We start from the raw sequence: 20,702 nt of genomic DNA on the forward strand, positions 1-20,702 counted from the left end.
GGCAGACCGAACGCTTTCACTTGGAGCTTGCAGCTTGAAGCTTGAAGCCCACCTCGACGCCTACCTCGAACACCTGCGCCGCGAGCGCCAGGTGTCGGCGCACACCCTCGACGGCTATCGTCGCGACCTCGGCAAGCTGCAGGCCTTCTGTGAAGCCGAAGGCCTGCACGCCTGGAGCGAGCTGGACACGCGCAACCTGCGTCGCCTGATCGCCCGCCTGCATCAGCAGGGGCTCTCCAGCCGCAGCCTGGCGCGCCTGCTCTCGGCCACGCGCGGCCTCTATCAATACCTGCTGCGCGAAGGCCTGTGTCGCCATGACCCGGCCACCGGCCTGAGCCCGCCCAAGCGCGAACGGCGCCTGCCACGCACCCTGGATGCCGACCGCAGTGCACAGCTGCTCGACGGCGCGGTGGAGGACGATTTCATCGCCCGCCGCGACCAGGCGATGCTCGAACTGTTCTATTCCTCCGGCCTGCGCCTGTCCGAGCTGGTCGGCCTCGATCTCGACGGCCTCGACCTGAACGCCGGCCTGGTGCGCGTACGCGGCAAGGGCAACAAGGTGCGCGAGCTGCCAGTGGGCAGCCTGGCACGCCAGGCACTGGAGCAGTGGCTGGCACTGCGCGCGCTGGCCAGGCCGAGCGACGGCGCGGTCTTCATCAGCCAGCAGGGGCGTCGTCTCGGCGCGCGCGCGGTGCAGCTGCGGGTCCGCCAGGCCGGCGTCCGCGAGCTGGGCCAGCACCTGCACCCGCATATGCTGCGTCACAGCTTCGCCAGCCACATGCTGGAGTCCTCGCAGGACCTGCGAGCGGTGCAGGAGCTGCTGGGCCATGCCGACATCGCCACCACGCAGATCTACACCCATCTGGACTTCCAGCACCTGGCCAGCGTCTACGACCAGGCCCATCCACGCGCCAAGCGCAAAGGCGGTTGCGAATGAGCATTGAACTGATCACTTTCGACCTCGACGACACCCTGTGGGACGTCACGCCGGTCATGCAGGACGCCGAGGCGGCCCTGCGCAACTGGCTGGCCCTGCACGCGCCACGCCTCGGCGCGGTGCCAGTCGAACACCTGTGGGCGGTGCGCAGCCGCCTGCTCGATGCCGAGCCGATGCTCAGGCACCGCCTCAGCGAGCTGCGCCGGCGCATCCTGTTCCACGCGCTGGAGGATGCCGGCTACGCTCACGGCGAGGCGCAGACGCTGGCCGAGGCCGGCTTTCAGGTCTTTCTCAGTGCGCGTCACCAGGTCGAGCTGTTCACCGATGTGCATCCGACCCTGGAGGCACTGGCCGAGCGCTTCCGTCTCGCGGTGATCACCAACGGCAATGCCGACGTGCGCCGCCTCGGCCTGTCCGAGTACTTCCAGTTCGCGCTCTGCGCCGAGGAGCTGGGGGTCGGCAAGCCCGACCCGAAACCCTTCCTCGAAGCCCTCGGGCGGGCCGGCGTGGCTGCCGAGCGCGCGGTGCACATCGGCGATCACCCGAGCGACGATATCGCCGGGGCCAAGGCCGCCGGCCTGCGCGCCATCTGGTTCAACCCGCAGGGGCGGGCGTGGGAGGGCGAAACCACGCCGGACGCACAGATCGCCAGCCTGGCCGAACTGCCGGCGCTGCTGGGCAGCTGGACGCGCTAGACGCCGGGCACAAAAAACCGCCACGAGGGCGGTTTCTTGTTACGCAGCGTCGTCAGATAGGACGGCTACCGTACTTGCTGTCGGGCTTCTTGGGCGGATCGGCGACCACATTGGGCTCGACTTCCTGCACCTTGCCGCCACGCGCCAGGAATTCCTCCATGGCCTGGGCCAGCGCGTCGCGCTCTTTCTGCTTGGCCTCGACGCTGGGCATTTCGTCGACTTCAACGGCTTTGGCCTTGCTCTTCTTGCTGCTGCTGGCTACGACCTCGCCGTCGCCATCATCGCCGCTGTCACCGTCATCGGCCGCAGCAGCCAGCTCCTCACCGTCGTCCTCGTCAGCCCCGTCCAGATCGTCTTGTTCCAGGTCTTCGTCGCTCATGTTCAACCTCATGACTTGCGAAAAGCAGGTTAGTTATAGCCCAGTCGTGCGGCGCGTACCGCCCGACCGGAAAAAATTCAAATGACCTCGCCGTGCAGGGTCGCCACCAGTCGCCGAGCCCCACCATGATCGCGATGCTCGCCCAGGTAGATGCCCTGCCAGGTCCCCAGCGCCAGCTGTCCATCCTGTATCGGCAGCTGGAGCTGAAAGCCCAGCAGACTGCCCTTGAAGTGCGCCGGCAGATCATCCGGCCCTTCGTAATCGTGCTCGTAGCCCGTCTCGCCCTGCGGCACCAGACGGTTGAAGAAACGCTCGAAATCGCGGCGCACCGCGGGGTCGGCGTTCTCGTTGACCGTCAGAGAAGCCGAGGTGTGCTGCAGCCACAGGTGCAACAGACCGACACGCATCCGCGCCAGTTCCGGCAGTGCCGCCAGTACGTCTTCCGTCACCAGATGAAAACCGCGCTCACGCGGACGCAGGCTGATGATGCGTTGCTGCCACATGCCGTTCTCGCTCTCGATGGCTCCAGCGCGCGCATTCTAGCGTGCTGCCAGAAAAAACAAAGGGCGCCAAAAGGCGCCCTTGTCATTTCCACCGACGCTTACTTCTTGCCGGTGAACTCTGGGTAGGCTTCCATACCGCACTCGGCGATATCCACACCCTCGTACTCTTCTTCTTCGCTGACGCGCAGGCCGATCACCGCCTTGATGACGCCCCAGACGATCAGGCTGGCGATGAACACCCAGGCGAAGATGCTGGCGATACCCAGCAGCTGCGCACCCAGGGAAGCGTCGCTGTTGGTCAGGCAGACGGCCAGCAGGCCCCAGATGCCGACCACGCCGTGCACGGAGATGGCACCGACCGGATCGTCGATCTTGATCTTGTCCAGGCCGAGGATGGAGAACACCACCAGCACGCCACCGACGCCGCCGATCAGGGTGGCCTGCAGGGCGCTCGGGGTCAGCGGTTCAGCGGTGATGGCAACCAGGCCAGCCAGGGCACCGTTCAGCGCCATGGTCAGGTCGGCCTTGCCGAACAGGATGCGGGCGACGATCAGTGCGGCGATCAGACCACCGGCGGCGGCCATGTTGGTGTTGGTGAAAACCTGGGCAACGGCGTTGGCGTCTTCGATGGTGCTCATCTTCAGCTGCGAGCCGCCGTTGAAGCCGAACCAGCCCATCCACAGGATGAAGGTACCCAGGGTCGCCAGCGGCAGGTTGCAGCCCGGAATGGCGTTGACCTGGCCATTGGCGCCGTACTTGCCCTTGCGAGCACCCAGCAGCAGCACGCCAGCCAGAGCAGCGGCAGCACCGGCCATGTGCACGACACCGGAACCGGCGAAGTCCAGGAAGCCGGCTTCGTTGAGGAAGCCCGAACCCCATTTCCAGAAGCCCTGTACCGGGTAGATGAAGCCGGTCATGACCACGGCGAAGGCCAGGAAGGCCCACAGCTTCATGCGCTCGGCAACGGCACCGGAGACGATCGACATGCAGGTCGCGGCGAACACCACCTGGAAGAAGAAGTCCGAACGGGCCGAGTAGTACGGCGCGTCGTCGCCACCCGCGAGAACGGCTTCGGCGGTGTTCTCGTCACCGATCAGGAAGCCCAGGCTCGGGAAGATGCCGCCTTCCGGGCTGGAGTACATGATGTGGTAACCGATCACCAGGTACATGACGCTGGCAACGGCATACAGGGCGACGTTCTTGGTCAGGATCTCGGTGGTGTTCTTGGCGCGGACCAGGCCGGATTCGAGCATGGCGAAACCAGCCGCCATCCACATCACCAGGGCACCACAGATCAGAAAGTAGAAGGTATCGAAGCCGTACTGCAATGCAGTCAATGCTGTGTTATCCATGTTTCACCTCTTGCCGGCGCTTTCGTTGTGCGCTGTTCGGTTAGAACGTCCAGGTTGGCGCCGGACGCGTTCCGTATGCTTTACAAGTCTTTGTCACGCTTGCCCTGGATGACCGGGCCCCCTTGCACCGCAAGGCGATCAGGCATTCCCATCACTAGGCAGCGCGCAAGACCCGAGAGGGTCTGGCACGGCAGAGCGGCGAGGACCTCGCCAGCTCCGGCATTCGCCCTCGAAATCGGCGCAAGAGCAGAATTCGAGGACAAAAGGGCTCCTAGCCCTGCGAAAGTTCGCAGAGTCATGGGTTTCACTCCTGGGGCGTGGGGTTCGGAGGCGGTTTAGATCGCGTCGGTATCGGTTTCGCCGGTACGGATGCGAATCGCCTGTTCCAGGTTGACTACGAAAATCTTGCCGTCACCGATCTTGCCGGTGTTGGCCGCCTTGGTGATGGCTTCGATCACGCGGTCCAGCTGGTCGTCAGCGATGGCCACGTCGATCTTCACCTTGGGCAGGAAGTCGACCACGTACTCGGCACCGCGATACAGCTCGGTATGGCCTTTCTGGCGGCCGAAGCCCTTGACCTCGGTGACGGTAATGCCCTGCACGCCGATCTCCGACAGCGACTCGCGCACGTCGTCGAGCTTGAACGGCTTGATGATGGCAGTGACTAGCTTCATGAAACTCTCTCCCGTGTAAGGTGGACTTGCCCCAGGAATTACGAACCCGGTTCAAGTCTAAGCGCAGTGTCTGGCTTTTGTAATGCATCGACCGCCCCAGCCTGGCGTGGTCGATACCCACCAACCGCTCCCGACGAAACACTCCCCCGCTTCGTCCGACACACCGGTACTGCATCGGTGCATGCGTCGCTGGGGTCTAAGCAGAAAGCTTGCCATCTCCATAAAATCGCCATCTTTCAGGGCCTTACCGTCACCTTGGGGCCACGAGCCATGACCCAGGCGGAAGCGGACGCACAAAATTGGTGCAGAGACGCGCCTGGCGGCGCTCTCAAATCGTGCAGCCGCTCGCCAAACGCCCTGCCAGCACCTGCGTGGTACACTGCCGGCCAACTGCACCCGGAACCTGACCATGCTGCCGCCCAAAGCCCTGCTCGACACTCTCAGTAGCCACGCCTCGCGCCTGTTCAGCGGCGACAGCCCGCTGCCGCGCGCAGAACTGGAAGCGCAGTTCAAGGCCCTGCTGCAAAGCGGCTTCAGCAAGCTGGAACTGGTCAGCCGGGAAGAGTTCGATAGCCAGATGGTGGTTCTGGCCCGCACCCGCGCACGCCTGGAGGCGCTGGAAGCCAAGGTCGCCGAGCTGGAAGCCAAGCTGAACCCACCCGCCGATTGAGCCGCCGGGCAGCGAAGACGCAGGTCGTTTTCAATGCCCCTGCCAGGTGGGTCCTGATCAAGGAGAGATCATGTCCCTGGCCATCGTTCATAGCCGTGCCCAGATCGGCGTCGAAGCGCCCGCCGTGACCATCGAGGCCCATCTGGCCAATGGTCTGCCCGCCCTGACTCTGGTCGGCCTGCCGGAAGCCGCGGTCAAGGAAAGCAAGGACCGCGTGCGCAGCGCCATTCTCAACTCGGCCTTCGACTACCCGAACAGGCGCATCACCCTCAACCTGGCACCCGCCGACCTGCCGAAGGATGGCGGTCGCTTCGACCTGGCCATCGCGCTGGGCATTCTCGCCGCCAGCGGCCAGGTACCCTGCGCGTCCGTCGCCGACTACGAATGCCTCGGCGAGCTGGCGCTGTCCGGCGCCGTGCGCCCCGTCCAGGGCGTGCTGCCTGCGGCGCTGGCCGCGCGCGACGCCGGGCGCACCCTGCTGGTGCCACAGGCCAACGCCGAAGAGGCCAGCCTGGCGTCGGGCCTCAAGGTGATTGCCGTCGAGCACCTGCTGCAGGTCGCCGCGCACCTGAATGGCAGCGCCCCGCTGCAACCCTACGTGGCGCAGGGCCTGCTGCGGCAGACCCTGCCCTACCCGGACCTGGCGGAGGTCCAGGGCCAGCTGGCTGCCAAGCGCGCCCTGCTGGTGGCGGCAGCCGGCTCGCACAACCTGCTGCTCAGCGGCCCGCCCGGTACCGGCAAGACCCTGCTGGCCAGCCGCCTACCCGGGCTGCTGCCCCCGCTGGACGAAAGCGAAGCGCTGCAGGTCGCCGCGATCCATTCGGTGGCCAGCCATGCGCCGCTGCAGCACTGGCCGCAGCGCCCCTTCCGCACCCCGCACCACAGCGCTTCCGCGCCGGCGCTGGTGGGCGGTGGCAGTCGCCCGCAACCGGGCGAGATCACCCTGGCGCACATGGGCGTGCTGTTCCTCGATGAATTGCCGGAGTTCGACAGGAAGGTGCTCGAAGTCCTGCGCGAGCCGCTGGAGAGTGGCCATATCGTCATCGCCCGGGCGCGGGACAAGGTGCGCTTCCCCGCACGTTTCCAGCTCGTCGCCGCCATGAACCCGTGCCCCTGTGGCTATCTCGGCGACCCGAGCAACCGTTGCCGCTGCACCCCGGAACAGATTCAGCGCTATCGCGGCAGGCTCTCCGGGCCGCTGCTGGACCGCATCGACCTGCACCTCACGGTCGCCCGTGAAAGCACCGCGCTGGAGGTGGCCCCGCAGGACGGCGAGAGCACGGCGCAGGCTGCCGCCAAGGTGGCCATGGCCCGTGACCGGCAACTGCAGCGCCAGGGCGTGGCCAACGCCTTTCTCGATCTGCCGGGCCTGCGCCAGCACTGCGCGCTGCAGGCAACGGACCGCCAGTGGCTGGAAAACGCCTGCGAGCGCCTGGGCCTGTCCCTGCGCGCGGCCCACCGCGTGCTGAAGGTGGCCCGCACCCTGGCCGACCTGGCCCAGGAACCGCAGATCAGCCGCGCCCACCTGGCCGAAGCGCTGCAGTATCGGCCCGGCGTCGGCTAGCTAACGGTCAGCGAAAGCGCTCGACTTCCTGGCGCAGCTGCGCTGCCAGGCGGTCCAGCTCGCGCGCGGTGTCCGCCAGGTTGGCGACCACTTCGCGCTGCTCGCCGTTGGCCTGGGCGATGCTCTGCAGGTTGCTGCTGAGCACGTTGGCGGTGCTGCTCTGCTCGCTGGTCGCCGTGGTGATGGCGGCGAACTGCTCACCCGCCGCCTCGCTCTGCTCGCTGATCTGCGCCAACGCCGCCGCTACCTTGGCATTGCGCTCGAGACCGTCCTGCATCAACTGGCGGCCCTGCTCCATGGTGGCGATGGCGCTGTTGGTCTCGCTCTGGATGCTGCCGATCATCGTCGAGATTTCATTGGTCGCTTCGCGGGTACGTCCGGCCAGGCTGCGCACCTCGTCGGCGACCACGGCGAAGCCCCGCCCCTGCTCGCCGGCGCGGGCCGCCTCGATGGCGGCGTTGAGCGCCAGCAGGTTGGTCTGGTCGGCAATCGCGGTGATCACGCTGACGATGCCGCCGATCTCCTGCGAACGCTGGCCAAGGCCGTTGATGACCGTCGAGGTCTGCTCCAGGGCTTCGGCGATCTGCACCAGCGCTTCCGATGCCTGATCCATCGAGGTGCGACCGATACGCGTCTGTTGCGCATTCTCGCTGGCCAGACGCTCGGTGTTGCGCATGTTATCGGCGATGTTCTGCGAGGTGGCGCTGAACTCCTCGACCGCACCGGCCATGCTGCTGATCTCGCCGGATTGCTGATCGATCCCCTGGTAGGCGTCGCGCGAGAGCGTCGACAGCGCCTGGGAACGCGAACTGACGTCCTGAGCCGCGACGCGGATACCCGCCACCATGGTCGCCAGTGCCTCGCCCATGCGGTTGAAGCTGCGCGCCAGCTCGCCGATTTCGTCCTCGCTGGACTGCGTCATCCGCGCACCGAGGTCGCCGGCACCGAGGGCCTGGGCCTGCTGGACCAGGTCGCCGAGCGGGCGCAGCTTGCGCCGCAGCAACAGGACCACGGCAATCACCGCCAGCAGCAGGGTGAGCGCGCTGCCGATGGCCAGCTGCGTGCCGACACGCCAGGTCACGGCCTGGATCTCCTCGCGCGGCATGCTCGCCAGCACCGTCCAGGGTCCCCCAGCGAACGGCATCGCGACGCTGTAGAACTCGTCCTGGCCGTCACTCCAGAAACCACCCGTACCGGTGTTGGCAACGCGCTCGCTGAGCCCTGCCGGCAGGCTGCTCATGGCCGCGGCACCGGCGGGCGCCACCAGCCACTTGCCCTGCTCGTCGAGAATCGCCAGCGAGCCGGTGCTGCCGATACGGAAGTCGGTGAGGTTGCGCATCTGCAGCTTCTGCGCATCGGTGTAGTCGAAGCCGACGAAGAGCACCGCGATGACCCGCCCGCCGGCATCGCGAACCGGGGTGTACTGGGTCATGTAGAAACGGTCGAACAGCAACGCACGTCCGACATAGCCCTGGCCGGCCAGCAGCTTCTGGTAGGCCGGATGCTGATGGTCGAGCACGGTGCCCAGCGCCCGCGTACCGTCCTGCTTGGTGAGGGAGGTGGTGATGCGCACGAACTCATCGCCATCACGCACGAATACCGTCGCCACACCGGCGGTCATGCGGGTGAAGTCATCGACCTCGGTGAACTCGTTGTTGAGCCGGGTCGCGCCGAGATAGAGCGCTGGCGCCTGCAGGCTGCCGACCGTCACGCGCTCGTCGCTGCGCAGTTGCACACCGCCGCTGAAACGCTGCTCGAACAGACCGGCAAGGCGTTGCGTGCTGTCACGCAGGCTGCCGTGAAAGGTGGCCAGCTGATCCGCCAGCAGGCGGGCTTCACTGCCCAGGTGCTCGGCGCGGGTGACCAGGTTGGCGTTGTCCAGCGAACGCAGCGCGAACACCGTGCTGAGGCTGATCAACAGGACCAGCATCGACGCCAGGGCGACGGCCAACTGCAGTGCGATACGAGAGCGTGGAGGGGTCATGGAGGCCTCTCTGAGCCTGGCGCGAGGTGGCAGGCGACAAGAAATGAACAGGCAAGGTCATCGTACGACCTCGTGGAGGGCGCAGGAGCATACCCGAGTATTATGCTTGGTCAATCGACAGGTTGCCGAATGGCCATCATTTGTTATCAAAACCCTGTATCGGCCGCTAAAGCATTCTCTCCACCTGCGGCAGCTGCATCGCCGCCACCTCCGCCAGCAGGTAGTCGCGCAAGCGCTGCAAACGCGCCTGGGCGCGATGCTCACGCGGCCACACCAGATAATAGCTGTCGCCACTGAACACCGCCGTCGGCCAGGGCAAGCCGAGGCGCCCCGCGTTGACGTCTTCGGCCACCATCAGCAGGTCACCGATGGAGACGCCATAGCCGCGTGCCGCCGCGACGATGCCCAGTTCGAGCATGTCGAACAGCTGGCCGGTCTTCAGCGGCACCTGCTCGCCGAGGCCGGTGGCCTGCAGCCAGCGCCGCCAGTCGCGGCGGTCCGGTGTCGGGTGCAGCTGCTCGGCCGCCTGCAGGCGCGCCAGCGGCCAGCCGCCGGCCTCGCTGTCCGCAGCGGCGCAGACCGGGATCAGCCACTCCTCGAACAGCAGGACGCTGTCCCACTCCTCGGGGAACTGGCCGTCGGACAGCAGCACGGCGCAGTCGAAGGGCTCATGGCGGAAATCGACCTTGTCGACATCCATCCAGGCACTGGTCAGTTGCACCTCACTGTCCGGGTTGGCCAGGCGAAAGTGCGACAGCCGCGCCAGCAGCCAGCGCATGGTCAGGGTCGACGGCGCCTTCAGGCGCAGTACCTGGTCATCGACGCGCAAGGCGCCACTGGCACGCTCCAGGGCATCGAAGCCCTCGCTCAGGCCGGGTAGCAGGGCTCGCGCAGGGTCGGTCAGCTGCAGGCTGCGCCCGCGCCGCTCGAACAGCCGACAGCTGAAGTAGCCCTCGAGCGTACGGATATGACGGCTCACCGCGCTCTGGGTGATGGCCAGTTCCTCGGCGGCGCGGGTGAAGGAGGCGTGACGCGCAGCGGCCTCGAAGGCACGCAGCGCATAGAGCGGAGGCAGGCGCCGGCTCACGGTATCGATCCATGAGTTTGAGTCATGTCATTCATGGCTATTTTCCTTTTGCTGGCCATGGGGCGAAACCACAGAATAGCTGTCATTGCGACTCTCCAGACAGCCTGGAGGGGCTTATCCTGCCGAAGTTTTACTCATCATGAAGAATGTTCTTGGCCATGAGCTGGGCGCCCTGCTGCGCCTGGCCGGCCCACTGGTCTCCGCCCAACTGGCACACGCGCTGATGATCTTCACCGACACGCTGATGATGGCGATGCTCGGCCCTCAGCAACTGGCCGGCGGTGCGCTGGGCGCCACCTGCTATTTCATTTTCTCGATCTTCTGCACCGGGGTGGTCGCCGCCGTCGGCAGCCTGGTCGCCATTCGCCATGGCGCAGGTGATCCCGAGGGCGTCACCCGCCTGACCCAGAACGGCCTGTGGCTGGCCGTGGCCCTGGCCGTCGCCAGCGCGCTGTGCCTGAATGCACTGGGGCCGCTGCTGCCCCACCTGGGCCAGGACCCCGCCGCCGCCAGCCAGGCCATGGCCTTTCTCCACCCGCTGTCGCTGGCCCTGCCCAGCTACCTGTGCTTCATGGTCCTGCGCGGTTTCACCAGCGCCATCGGCCATCCCGGCCCGGTGATGACCATCAGCGTGATCGGCACGGCAGCCAACTTCGTCATCAACTATGCGCTGATCAAGGGCTGGTTCGGCTTGCCCGACCTCGGCCTGGGCGGCATCGGCATGACCACCGCGCTGGTCAGCAGCGGCATGGCGCTGGCCCTGGCGCTGTACATCAAGCTCGCCCCGACTTACCGCCCCTACCCGCTACGCGCCGGCCTCGGCCGCCCGCAGCGCGGGGAGATGCGTGCCCTGCTGCGCCTGGGCCTGCCCATTGGCGGCACCTACGCCGCCGAGCAAGGGCTGTTCACCTTCGCCACGCTGTGCATGGGTGCCCTTGGCAGCGTGCAACTGGCGGCCCACCAGATCGCCATGCAGACGGTGGCGCTGGCTTTCATCGTGCCGCAGGGGCTGTCCTACGCAGTGACCTTCCGCGTCGGCCTGCACTACGGCGCCGAACGCCTGCACCTGTCACGCCTGAGCGGCCATCTGGGCATGGCCCTCGGCGCCGTGCTGATGCTGATGTTCGCCCTGCTGTTCTGGTTCTTGCCGGAATGGATCATCGGCCTGTTCCTCGATCGCCACGACCCGGCGTTCGCCGAGATCGTCACCCTGGCCGTGAGCCTGCTGGCGATCGCCGCCTGGTTCGAACTGTTCGACGGCCTGCAGAGCATCGCCATGGGCGCGATACGCGGGCTGAACGACGGCAGGACCACGCTGCTGATCGGCCTGGCCGGTTACTGGTGCGTGGGCGCACCGCTGGCCTGGCTGCTCGCCTTCCCGCTGGGTTGGGGGGCATCCGGGGTCTGGTGGGGGCTGGCGGCAGGCCTGGCGGTCACGGCGAGCGGTCTGGTGCTGGGCTTCCAGTGGAAAACGGCGCGGCTGCAGCGACCCTGCACGGTTGGCGGCGAAGCCTGCCTTAGCGCGACGCGGGGCTAGGCGCCCCCGCCGCCGAGCAACGGCTGGCGCATACCGAACACGAGAAAGCGCGCCAGTTCGGCCAGCGGTACCGCCTTGCTGATCAGATAGCCCTGCACCTGGTCGCAGCCGAACTGGCGCAGCATGTCGAGCTGCTCGATGTTCTCCACCCCTTCGGCGACCACTTCGAGATTGAGGTTGTGCGCCAGGTTGATCATCGCCCGCACCAGCTGGCGGTTCTCGGCACGCTCGCCCATGCCGGCGACGAAGCTGCGGTCGATCTTCAGCAGGGTGATCGGCAGGTTGTTGAGGTGGACGAAGGAGGAGAACCCGGTGCCGAAGTCATCCAGGGAGAAGCGCACGCCCAGGCGTCCCAGTTCCAGCATGGTCTGCTGCACCTGATCGCTGCGGCGCATCACCGCCGTTTCGGTCAGCTCGAATTCGAGCCACTGCGCTTCGACGCCACGCTCCTCGATCAGGCGGCTCAGGGTCGCCAGCAACTGGCTGTCCTGGAACTGACGGAACGACAGGTTGACCGCCATGTGCAACGACGGCAGGCCGCGCCCGCGCAACCACTGCATGTCGCGTAGCGCGCGGGAGATCACCCAGTAGCCCAGCGGCACGATCAGCCCGGTTTCCTCGGCCAGAGGCACGAACTCGTTGGGCGAGAGCAGGCCGCGTTCGCTGTGCTGCCAGCGCACCAGCGCCTCGAGCCCGACGATGCGCCCGCTCTTCAGGCAGAGGCGCGGCTGGTAATGCAGTTCCAGCTCATCGCGGCGCAGGGCGCGGCGCAATTCGCTTTCGAGATCCGCCTGGCTGCGCGCACTGCGGTTCAGGCGCTCGTCATAGACGTGGAACACGCAGCCCTGCTGGTTCTTCGCCTGCTGCATGGCGATATGTGCGTGCCACAGCAGCGGGTCGGCGCCCTCCCCGGCACGGGCATGCGCGAGGCCGAGGCTGCAGCCGATCAGCAGGCTCTCGCCATCGACCCAGTAGGGTTCACCGAGCACCTCGGTGACGCGCTCGGCCAGTCGCTCGACGCGCTGCGGGTCGCGCCGCACATCGAGCAGCAGGGCGAACTCGTCGCTGCCCAGCCGAGCCAGCTGGTCGCAGGGCTGCAGCAGGCCCTTCAGACGCGCCACCACCTGCAGGATCAGGCGGTCGCCGGCCTGGTAGCCAAGGGCATCGTTGGCGTGGCGGAAGTTGTCCAGATCGAGATGCCCCAGCACCAGGCCACGCCCGTTGCATTCACTGAGGCGCGCCGCGAGCAGCGTCTGGAAACCCTGGCGATTGGCGATACCGGTCAGCGGGTCCTGCTCGGCCAGGCGTTGCAGGGTCTGCTTGAGACTGCCCTGCTCGCGCACGTAGCGCAGGCAGCGACGCAGCACATCGAGGCTGAGCGTACCGCGCACCAGCCAGTCGCTGACGCCGGATGGCTCCTCTACGGGTTCCTCTTCGAGCAGCAGGACGATCGGCAAGGGGCATTGATGAGCGGCTGGCAGACGCTCGGGGGTGGCCAGCACCAGGCCACTGGCATGGTCGTCGAACAGGCTGCTGGCAGCGTCCCAGGAGGGCGCGGTAATAAGCGGGGAAGCACTCCCGAGAGCGCCCAACTGCTCGCGCAACAATTCCGCCCAGTCTGGCGATTCCGACAGCAGAACCAACCGCAAGGGTTCGACGAGCGTGGACAAGCAACCTCCCCCAATGACACAAAGATGATGGCGAATTGCATCGCCTGAACGCGCCGTTATCGACGTCTAATCAATCACATCCGTGCGAAAGGTGGTGCACATCCTGAGGTATAGCTAATAAACCGGCAAGTGAAACGAGAGTACTGCAATCCACCGATTAACCAAGCGCGCCGTCAGTCAATTCCGTGCTCCAGAGCACAGTTCCGGACGGTCGCGGCAGAACGCGCCAGGCCTGTTAAAATGCGCGGCCATTTTTCCTGCGAACGATCCCATGTCCCGACTGAATCCCCGGCAACAAGAGGCCGTGAACTATGTCGGCGGCCCACTATTGGTGCTCGCCGGTGCAGGTTCCGGCAAGACCAGCGTGATCACCCGCAAGATCGCCCACCTGGTGCAGAACTGCGGCATCCGTGCCCAGCACATCGTCGCCATGACCTTCACCAACAAGGCCGCGCGCGAGATGAAGGAGCGCGTCGGCACCCTGCTCAAGGGCAGCGAGGCGCGCGGCCTGACCGTGTCCACCTTCCACAACCTGGGCATGAACATCATCCGCAAGGAATACGCGCGCCTGGGCTACAAGCCCGGCTTCTCGATCTTCGACGACGGCGACATCAAGGCGCTGCTCACCGACATCATGCAGAAGGAGTATGCCGGCGACGACGGTGCCGACGAGATCAAGAACCTCATCGACAGCTGGAAGAACGACCTGATCCTGCCCGACGAGGCGCTGGCCAACGCGCGCGGGCCCAAGGAGCAGACCGCCGCCATCGTCTACCTGCACTACCAGCGCACGCTCAAGGCGTACAACGCGGTGGACTTCAACGACCTGATCCTGCTGCCGGTGACGCTGTTCCAGGAGCACGCCGACATCCTCGAGAAGTGGCAGAACCGCATCCGCTACCTGCTGGTCGACGAATACCAGGACACCAACGCCAGCCAGTACCTGCTGGTGAAGATGCTGGTGGGCATGCGCAACCAGTTCACCGTGGTCGGCGACGATGACCAGTCGATCTACGCCTGGCGCGGCGCGCGCCCGGAAAACCTGATGCTGCTGAAAGAGGACTACCCGTCGCTGAAAGTGGTGATGCTGGAGCAGAACTACCGCTCCACCAGCCGTATCCTCAAGTGCGCCAACATCCTCATCGCCAACAACCCGCACGTGTTCGAGAAGCAGCTGTGGTCGGAGATGGGCCATGGCGACGAGATCCGCGTGATCCGCACGCGCAACGAGGATGCCGAGTGCGAGCGGGTGGCCCTGGAGATCCTCACCGAGCACCTGCGCACCCAGCGCCCGTACAGCGACTTCGCCATCCTCTACCGGGGCAACTACCAGGCCAAGCTGATGGAGCTGAAGCTGCAGCACCACCAGATTCCCTATCGCCTCTCCGGTGGCACCAGCTTCTTCGCCCGCCAGGAGGTGAAGGACCTGATGAGCTACTTCCGCCTGCTGGTCAACCCGGATGACGACAACGCCTTCCTGCGGGTGATCAACGTGCCGCGCCGCGAGATCGGCTCGACCACCCTGGAGAAGCTCGGCAACTACGCCAGCCAGCGCAACATTTCGATGTACGCCGCCAGCGACGAGATCGGCCTCGGCGAACACCTGGACAGCCGCTTCACCGAGCGCCTGGCACGCTTCAAGCGCTGGATGGACGGCGTGCGCCAGCAATGCGCGCAGAACGACCCGATCGCCGCGATCCGCAGCATGGTGATGGACATCGACTACGAGAACTGGCTGCGGCAGAACGCCTCCAGCGACAAGGTGGCCGATGCGCGCATGGGCAACGTGTGGTTCCTCGTCGATGCGCTGAAGAACACCCTGGAGAAGGACGAGGACGGCGACATGACCGTCGAGGACGCCATCGGCAAGCTGGTGCTGCGCGACATGCTCGAGCGCCAGCAGGAAGAGGAAGAAGGCGCCGAGGGTGTGCAGATGATGACCATGCACGCCTCCAAGGGCCTGGAATTCCCCTCGGTGTACATCATCGGCTTCGAGGAGGAGATTCTCCCCCACCGCTCCAGCATCGAGGCCGACACCATCGAGGAAGAGCGGCGCCTGGCCTATGTCGGCATCACCCGCGCCAAGCGCAACCTGGCACTGACCTTCGCCGCCAAGCGCAAGCAGTACGGCGAGATCATCGACTGCACGCCAAGCCGCTTCCTCGACGAACTGCCCCCGGAGGACCTGGTCTGGGAAGGCCAGGAAGAAGCCCCCGTGGAAGCCAAGGCCGCGCGCGGCAACGATGCCCTAGCCAACATGCGCGCGATGCTGAAAAAATAGCCGGGAGCTAGTTTCACCATCGCGCAGCGATGGCCCGCCGATTCCGGCAGGCGACAAAAAACAGGTTTATTCCGTAGCCCGGATGCAATCCGGGGACATCGTTCCGATTGCATCCGGGCTACGTTCATCTGAGAGGAAACCGCGTGGAAGCGCTGAAACAGAAGATTCGCGAAGAAGGCATCGTACTGTCGGAGCAGGTGCTCAAGGTCGATGCCTTTCTCAACCACCAGATCGACCCGCTGCTGATGAAGCAGGTCGGCCACGAGTTCGCCGAGCGCTTCAAGGGCCAGGGCATCACCAAGATCGTCACCATCGAGGCGTCGGGGATCGCCCCGGCGGTGATGGCCGGCCTGGAGCTGGGCATCCCGGTGATCTTCGCTCGCAAGTTCCAGTCGCTGACGCTCAAGGACGACCTGCTGATCTCCAAGGTGTTTTCCTTCACCAAGCAGACCGAGAGCACCATCGCCATTTCCGCACGTCACCTGACCGCGGCCGACAAGGTGCTGGTGATCGACGACTTCCTCGCCAACGGCCACGCCGCCAAGGCGCTGATCGACCTGATCCAGCAGGCCGGCGCCCAGGTCGCGGGCATCGGCATCGTCATCGAGAAGTCCTTCCAGGAAGGCCGCAACCTGCTGCAGAGCGAAGGCTATCGCGTCGAGTCGCTGGCCCGCGTCGCCGCGCTGGAGAACGGCCAGGTGCGCTTCCTCGACTAGGTCGAACGCGGCCCGGCCTCGCCGGCGCCGCTCGCCTGCAGGCCCGCCAGCAGCAAACGCTGATACAGGGCCTCGCGCACGCCATCCGGCGCCTCCAGCCCCATGCGCCGCAGGTGCTCGGGGTAGGCCTCCGGCTCCGGCGCATCGAGCGTCGCCTTACCCAGCTCCAGCACCTCGCTCAGGCGCAGTGTGCGCTTGAGCCAGTTCAGGGCGCGCAGCAGGTCCTGCTCCACCTCGCTGAAGTCGCTGCCCAGCGGGTATTCGGCGAACAGCGCGGCGTGCTGCTCGCGGAGCGCCTCCAGGCGCTCGGGCAGGTTGCGGGTGAAACGCTCGTCCAGGCGAAAGTCCTCGGGCAGCTTGCCGGCCTGCTGCGCCTGCTCGATCAACTGCGGCTGGAAGCGTGAGTCGCTGATCTTCAGCAGTGCCTCGATCACCTGGGAGTCGGTCTTGCCGCGCAGGTCGGCGATGCCGTACTCGGTCACCACCATGTCGCGCAGGTGCCGGGGGATGGTGGCATGGCCATATTCCCAGACCAGATTGGAGCTGAGTTCGCCACCCGACTCGCGCCAGCTGCGCAGCAGCAGGATCGAGCGCGCGTCTTCCAGCGCATGTGCCTGGGCGACGAAGTTGTATTGCCCGCCCACGCCACTGAGCACTCGGCCATCCTCCAGCTGGTCGGCGACGCCGGCACCCAGCAGGGTCATGGTGAACACCGTGTTGATGAAGCGCGCATCGCGGCGCTGCAGGCGCTTCAGCGCCTCCTGACCGTACAGTTCGTTGATGTAGCGAATGCCGGTCATGGCGAAGCGTTGCCGCCCGACGTCGTCCAGCTCGCGCAGGCGCCGGTAGAAGCTGCCGGGGCCGAGAAAGAAGCCGCCATGCAGCACCACGCCGCCGCTGGCACGGCCCAGATAGGGGTGCAGGCAAGCGCGGGTGTGCGGATCGTCCAGGTCGGCCGCCACCCAGCTGCCGTCGGGCAGGTGCAGGCGCCCGGCCTGCCAACGCACCTCGCCCTGCAGCAGACCGCAGGCGAGCAGCCAGTCCAGATCGGCCGCGCCCAGCTGCGCCGGCAGCCCGCCAGCGAGCAGCGCCTGGACACTGTGCGGGCGGCCCTGCTCGTCCAGCGCGGCGTTGTCGGCGAGACGCTGCAGGCGCAGATCCGGGTAGACCGGACGCCTGACCAGGCCGGCTTCGGCCAGCGCCAGCAGGCCGTTGACGAACATTTCGCTGCAGCCGTAGAGGCCCTGCTCGAGCGGCTCCAGGCCGCCGTTGGCGGCGATCTCCGCCGCCCACGTAGCGCCGCCCAGCGCCTGCAGCAGCGCCCGGTAGCCGGCGTTGTCGTCCTGCCGCGTCATCAGCGCCGCCGTCAGGGCATCGCCCATCGAGCCGATGCCGATCTGCAGGGTGCCGCCATCGCGCACCAGGCTGCTGGCCAGCAGCCCGATGCAGTGATCCTGCAGCGATACCGGCATGTTCGGCGTGGAGAACAGCGTCGTGCGCTCGTCTTCGGCGACATGGATGTCGAAGGTGTCACGCGGCACCAGGGCGTCACCGCTCATGAACGGCAGGTCGACATGCACTTGGGCCACGCTGAGCACCGTCTCGCCAGCGGCGCGGCGCCGCTCTAGCAGCGGCAGCAGGTCGAGGGTCACGTCCGGGTTGCAGCTCAGGCTGAAGTGCTCGGGCTGCCCGGCGTCGGCGGCGACCAGCTGGGCGACCACGTTCAGCCCCTTGGCATTGAGGTCACGGGCGACGTGGCTGTAGTTGCTGCTGATGTAGTCCTGCTGCGCCGGCTCGCATTCGAGCAGGCTGCCCGGCTGGAAGAAGAACTGCTCGACCCTGACATTGGCGGGCAGGCTGCCGCCGTGCAGGTCGGCCAGGAACTCCAGCTCGGGATAGTCGCCGAAGACCCGCGCCACGAACGGCTCGAGAAAGCGCTGCTGCAACGCCTGCCCGGCACGCGGGCGCGCCAGACACAGTGCGGTGTAGATGGTCAGCTGGCGCTCGGGCATCTGCCGCACCCGCGCATAGAGTGCATTGACCCAGCGATTGGGCTTGCCCAGCCCCAGCGGCAGGCCGAGATGGATGGGGCCATCGATCGCGTTCAGTACACGGTCGACGGCTTGCTCGAGGGTACAGCTGTGCGGCATCTGGCGCTCCTCACGACATCCATGGCGAATGCAGCTTGGACTCTGTCGTCGCCGGCATGGTTGCATCGCGCCGGCAGAAACGAAAAAACCGCCCTGAAGGCGGTTTTTTCATGGAAGAAGCGAGTCTTACAGACCGGACATCTTCTGGATCGCAGCACGCAGCTCGTCGTCCGAGCAGTCGGCGCAGGTGCCCTTCGGCGGCATGGCGTTGATGCCGGAAATGGCCTTGGCCAGGATGCCGTCGAGACCACCCTGGTGGTCGGCACGCTCTTTCCAGGCAGCGCTATCGCCGATCTTCGGCGCGCCCAGCACGCCAGTGCCATGGCAGGCATTGCAGTGCTTGGCGATGATGTCGTCAGCAGTGCGCGCACCACCGCCGGCGGAGGCCGCCACGGTTTCGACGCCCTTGCACTCTTCACCCATGATGCACACTTCGCCCACCGGCTTCAGGCGCTCGGCGATAGCTTCATCGGTCGTGGCCTGAGCAGTCACTGCCCACAGGGCCAATACGGCAGCCGGTACTGCCAGCATTTTCTTCATCAGATTCACGGTACACCCTCTTCGTGGCTAGTCACGCCCGCGGCCACGGTTTCGCGAGCGGGCGACAGTATAACGGCAAGCAGCCCAGGCCGAAACAACCCAGATTGTCGCAGTGTCGTCGATCAGAAGTTCGCCGGGGACGTGGCGCTGATCAGCCGTGCCGGCTGGTCGAACGGGTTGCGGAAGCGATGCGGCTTGCTGCTTTCGAAGTAATAGCTGTCACCGGCTTCGAGCACGAACACCTCGTTGCCGACGGTCAGTTCCAGCTTGCCCTCTACCAGCATGCCGGCCTCTTCACCCTCGTGGGCGTACATCTCGTCACCGGTGTCGGTGCCCGCCGGGTAGGTTTCGTCCAGGAAGGCGATGGCGCGGCCGGGGTGGGCCTTGCCGATCAGCTTCATGGTGATGGCGCCGCTGCAGATGTCGGTCAGCTCGGATGCCCGGTAGACCACCTGGGTCTGGTTCTCCTGCTCGAGGTCGAGCGAGAAGAACTCCACGAGCGACATGGGAATGCCGCCAAGCACCTTCTTCAGCGAGCTGATGGAAGGGCTCACACTGTTCTTCTCGATCATCGAGATGGTGCTGTTGGTGACCCCCGCCCGCTTGGCGAGTTCACGCTGGGAAAGGCCTTTGAGCTTACGAATCGATTGCAGTCGAACGCCGACGTCCAATGCTGGAGTCCCCCCTTGGGTATGGTGCGAAAAAGTGTCCGTATCATGGCATAGCGTTCGGAATTTACAACACTTGCGTTCATCCTCGCCCACACCACTCATCCGCACTCGCCCCGAGGCCCATCAGCCAGCGCCTTGCTCGGGCGCGGCGCCTGCCGCTCAGCGCCCGCTGTAGAGCAGGGGAACCCGTCGCAGGTTGCAGAAGATCTGGTAGGGAATGCTGTCCGCCGCCAGCGCCACGTCGCTGGCCAGCACCTGCTTGCCCCACAGTTCGACGCGGCTGCCCAGGCCGGCCTGAGGCAGGTCGGTGAGGTCCACGGTCAGCATGTCCATCGACACGCGCCCGATCAGGCGCGTCAGCTGGCCGTCCACCGCCACCGGCGTACCGCTCGGCGCATGGCGCGGGTAGCCGTCGGCATAGCCCATGGCGACCACACCGACGCGCGTCGGCCGCTCGGCGACGAAGCGCGCACCGTAGCCCACCGGCTCGCCGGCCGGCAGTTCGCGCACGCTGATGACCTTCGACTCCAGGGTCATCACCGGCTGCAACCGCGCCGCCTGCTCCTGGGCGTCCTCGAACGGCGTCGCGCCGTACAGCATGATGCCCGGACGCACCCAGTCGCTTGGCACCTGCGGCCAGCCGAGCACGGCCGGCGAGTTGCGCAGGCTGACTTCCGCCGCGAGACCTTCGCGGGCCTGCTGGAAGGTTGCCAGCTGCTCGGTCGTGCGCGGGCACGCCGGCTCGTCGGCACGGGCGAAGTGGCTCATCAGCACGATCTTGCTGACCTTGCCGCTGGCCAGCAGGCGACGGTAGGCGGCCTGGTACTCGGCCGGGTGCAGGCCGACGCGGTGCATGCCGCTGTCGAGCTTGAGCCAGACGGTCAGCGGCTGGCTCAGGCGCGCCTGCTCGATGGCTTCGAGCTGCCATTGCGCGTGGACGACGCACCACAGCTGATGCTGATCGATCAGCGCCAGCTCGTCGGCCTCGAAGAAGCCTTCGAGCAGCAGGATCGGCGCACGCACGCCGGCTTCGCGCAGCACCAGCGCCTCCTCGATGCAGGCCACGGCAAAGCCGTCGGCCAGATCCCCCAGCGCTTCAGCGCAACGCACCGCGCCATGCCCGTAGGCATCGGCCTTGACCACGGCAAGGGCCTGGGCGCCACTCAACTCACGGGCCAGTTGGTAGTTGTGACGCAGGGCGTCGAGGTCGATCAGGGCACGGGCAGGGCGCATGGTTGCTTGTCTCTCAGTCGTTCGCCGAGGCGATAGGGGACGCGCAGCCCCGGCAATGC

At 66.2% G+C, this 20,702-nt stretch carries 18 protein-coding genes and 1 pseudogene; 7 read left to right on the forward strand and 12 right to left on the reverse strand.

Features of this window, described 5'->3' with window-relative positions; genetic code table 11:
• Nucleotides 1-34: 34 nt before the first annotated feature.
• Nucleotides 35-937, forward strand: a complete 903-nt coding sequence (xerC, locus tag E4487_RS22315) for a tyrosine recombinase XerC (RefSeq protein WP_152487578.1) — start codon at nucleotides 35-37, stop codon at nucleotides 935-937.
• Nucleotides 934-1,632 (forward strand): HAD family hydrolase, encoded by a 699-nt coding sequence (locus E4487_RS22320; protein ID WP_037052760.1) that lies wholly within the window; start codon nucleotides 934-936, stop codon nucleotides 1,630-1,632. Before xerC ends, E4487_RS22320 begins: the two co-directional genes overlap by 4 nt.
• Nucleotides 1,633-1,684: 52 nt before the next feature.
• Here E4487_RS22320 and sutA read toward each other — a convergent pair whose 3' ends face one another.
• The 4 genes from sutA to glnK all read right to left on the reverse strand — a co-directional run bounded on the left by sutA (nucleotide 1,685) and on the right by glnK (nucleotide 4,540).
• Nucleotides 1,685-2,011: a transcriptional regulator SutA gene (sutA, locus tag E4487_RS22325; protein WP_037052757.1), complete on the reverse strand. Its 327-nt coding sequence runs from the start codon at nucleotides 2,009-2,011 to the stop codon at nucleotides 1,685-1,687.
• Nucleotides 2,012-2,088: 77 nt separating this feature from the next.
• A complete protein-coding gene (locus E4487_RS22330) occupies nucleotides 2,089-2,514 on the reverse strand; it encodes a secondary thiamine-phosphate synthase enzyme YjbQ (RefSeq protein WP_150607534.1) in 426 nt (141 codons plus the stop codon).
• A gap of 98 nt (nucleotides 2,515-2,612) precedes the next feature.
• Nucleotides 2,613-3,866 (reverse strand): ammonium transporter, encoded by a 1,254-nt coding sequence (locus E4487_RS22335; protein WP_037052751.1) that lies wholly within the window; start codon nucleotides 3,864-3,866, stop codon nucleotides 2,613-2,615.
• Between the two features lie 335 nt (nucleotides 3,867-4,201).
• Nucleotides 4,202-4,540 (reverse strand): P-II family nitrogen regulator, encoded by a 339-nt coding sequence (glnK, locus tag E4487_RS22340; RefSeq protein WP_003096476.1) that lies wholly within the window; start codon nucleotides 4,538-4,540, stop codon nucleotides 4,202-4,204.
• A 409-nt stretch (nucleotides 4,541-4,949) separates the two neighbouring features.
• On the opposite strand from glnK, the gene E4487_RS22345 reads away from it, so the two are divergent.
• Together E4487_RS22345 and E4487_RS22350 are read left to right on the forward strand one after the other, a co-directional pair.
• Nucleotides 4,950-5,210, forward strand: coding sequence for an accessory factor UbiK family protein (locus tag E4487_RS22345; RefSeq protein WP_037052746.1), 261 nt, complete (start codon nucleotides 4,950-4,952; stop codon nucleotides 5,208-5,210).
• Nucleotides 5,211-5,280: 70 nt separating this feature from the next.
• A complete protein-coding gene (locus tag E4487_RS22350) occupies nucleotides 5,281-6,774 on the forward strand; it encodes a YifB family Mg chelatase-like AAA ATPase (protein WP_175254422.1) in 1,494 nt (497 codons plus the stop codon).
• 7 nt (nucleotides 6,775-6,781) lie between these two features.
• On the opposite strand, the gene E4487_RS25020 is transcribed toward E4487_RS22350, so the two are convergent.
• From E4487_RS25020 to E4487_RS22360, 3 genes and pseudogenes are all read right to left on the reverse strand, one after another.
• Complete coding sequence (locus E4487_RS25020) at nucleotides 6,782-7,642, reverse strand: methyl-accepting chemotaxis protein (protein WP_373921563.1); 861 nt, start codon at nucleotides 7,640-7,642, stop codon at nucleotides 6,782-6,784.
• A pseudogene (locus tag E4487_RS25025) lies at nucleotides 7,640-8,758 on the reverse strand (Cache 3/Cache 2 fusion domain-containing protein); the annotation flags it as partial. The gene E4487_RS25020 and the pseudogene E4487_RS25025, both read right to left, overlap by 3 nt.
• 166 nt (nucleotides 8,759-8,924) lie before the next feature.
• A complete protein-coding gene (locus E4487_RS22360) occupies nucleotides 8,925-9,845 on the reverse strand; it encodes a LysR substrate-binding domain-containing protein (protein WP_037052738.1) in 921 nt (306 codons plus the stop codon).
• Between the two features lie 139 nt (nucleotides 9,846-9,984).
• On the opposite strand from E4487_RS22360, the gene E4487_RS22365 reads away from it, so the two are divergent.
• Complete coding sequence (locus E4487_RS22365) at nucleotides 9,985-11,382, forward strand: NorM family multidrug efflux MATE transporter (RefSeq protein ID WP_175254423.1); 1,398 nt, start codon at nucleotides 9,985-9,987, stop codon at nucleotides 11,380-11,382.
• On the opposite strand, the gene E4487_RS22370 is transcribed toward E4487_RS22365, so the two are convergent.
• Complete coding sequence (locus E4487_RS22370; protein WP_150607528.1) at nucleotides 11,379-13,052, reverse strand: bifunctional diguanylate cyclase/phosphodiesterase; 1,674 nt, start codon at nucleotides 13,050-13,052, stop codon at nucleotides 11,379-11,381. The two genes, E4487_RS22365 and E4487_RS22370, sit on opposite strands and share 4 nt — an antisense overlap.
• Before the next feature lie 271 nt (nucleotides 13,053-13,323).
• On the opposite strand from E4487_RS22370, the gene rep reads away from it, so the two are divergent.
• Nucleotides 13,324-15,333, forward strand: coding sequence for a DNA helicase Rep (gene rep, locus E4487_RS22375; protein ID WP_047586067.1), 2,010 nt, complete (start codon nucleotides 13,324-13,326; stop codon nucleotides 15,331-15,333).
• Nucleotides 15,334-15,476: 143 nt separating this feature from the next.
• The gene (locus E4487_RS22380; RefSeq protein WP_037052729.1) at nucleotides 15,477-16,049 is read left to right on the forward strand and encodes a xanthine phosphoribosyltransferase; all 573 of its coding nucleotides are present in this window, start codon (nucleotides 15,477-15,479) and stop codon (nucleotides 16,047-16,049) included.
• On the opposite strand, the gene E4487_RS22385 is transcribed toward E4487_RS22380, so the two are convergent.
• The 4 genes from E4487_RS22385 to alr all read right to left on the reverse strand — a co-directional run bounded on the left by E4487_RS22385 (nucleotide 16,046) and on the right by alr (nucleotide 20,643).
• A complete protein-coding gene (locus tag E4487_RS22385) occupies nucleotides 16,046-18,199 on the reverse strand; it encodes an acetyl-CoA hydrolase/transferase family protein (RefSeq protein WP_175254424.1) in 2,154 nt (717 codons plus the stop codon). The two genes, E4487_RS22380 and E4487_RS22385, sit on opposite strands and share 4 nt — an antisense overlap.
• Nucleotides 18,200-18,325: 126 nt before the next feature.
• The gene (locus E4487_RS22390) at nucleotides 18,326-18,748 is read right to left on the reverse strand and encodes a cytochrome c5 family protein (protein WP_037052724.1); all 423 of its coding nucleotides are present in this window, start codon (nucleotides 18,746-18,748) and stop codon (nucleotides 18,326-18,328) included.
• A 113-nt stretch (nucleotides 18,749-18,861) separates the two neighbouring features.
• On the reverse strand, nucleotides 18,862-19,410 hold the full coding sequence (locus E4487_RS22395) for a cupin domain-containing protein (protein ID WP_037052720.1): 549 nt from the start codon (nucleotides 19,408-19,410) through the stop codon (nucleotides 18,862-18,864).
• A gap of 159 nt (nucleotides 19,411-19,569) precedes the next feature.
• Nucleotides 19,570-20,643 carry an alanine racemase gene (gene alr / locus E4487_RS22400; RefSeq protein WP_175254425.1) on the reverse strand — a complete coding sequence of 358 codons (1,074 nt, stop codon included), beginning with the start codon at nucleotides 20,641-20,643 and terminating at the stop codon, nucleotides 19,570-19,572.
• Nucleotides 20,644-20,702: the final 59 nt, after the last annotated feature.

Origin of the sequence: Pseudomonas sp. BMW13 (genome assembly GCF_013357275.1) — a bacterium.
In the GTDB taxonomy this organism is placed as follows: Bacteria; Pseudomonadota; Gammaproteobacteria; order Pseudomonadales; family Pseudomonadaceae; genus Aquipseudomonas; species Aquipseudomonas khazarica.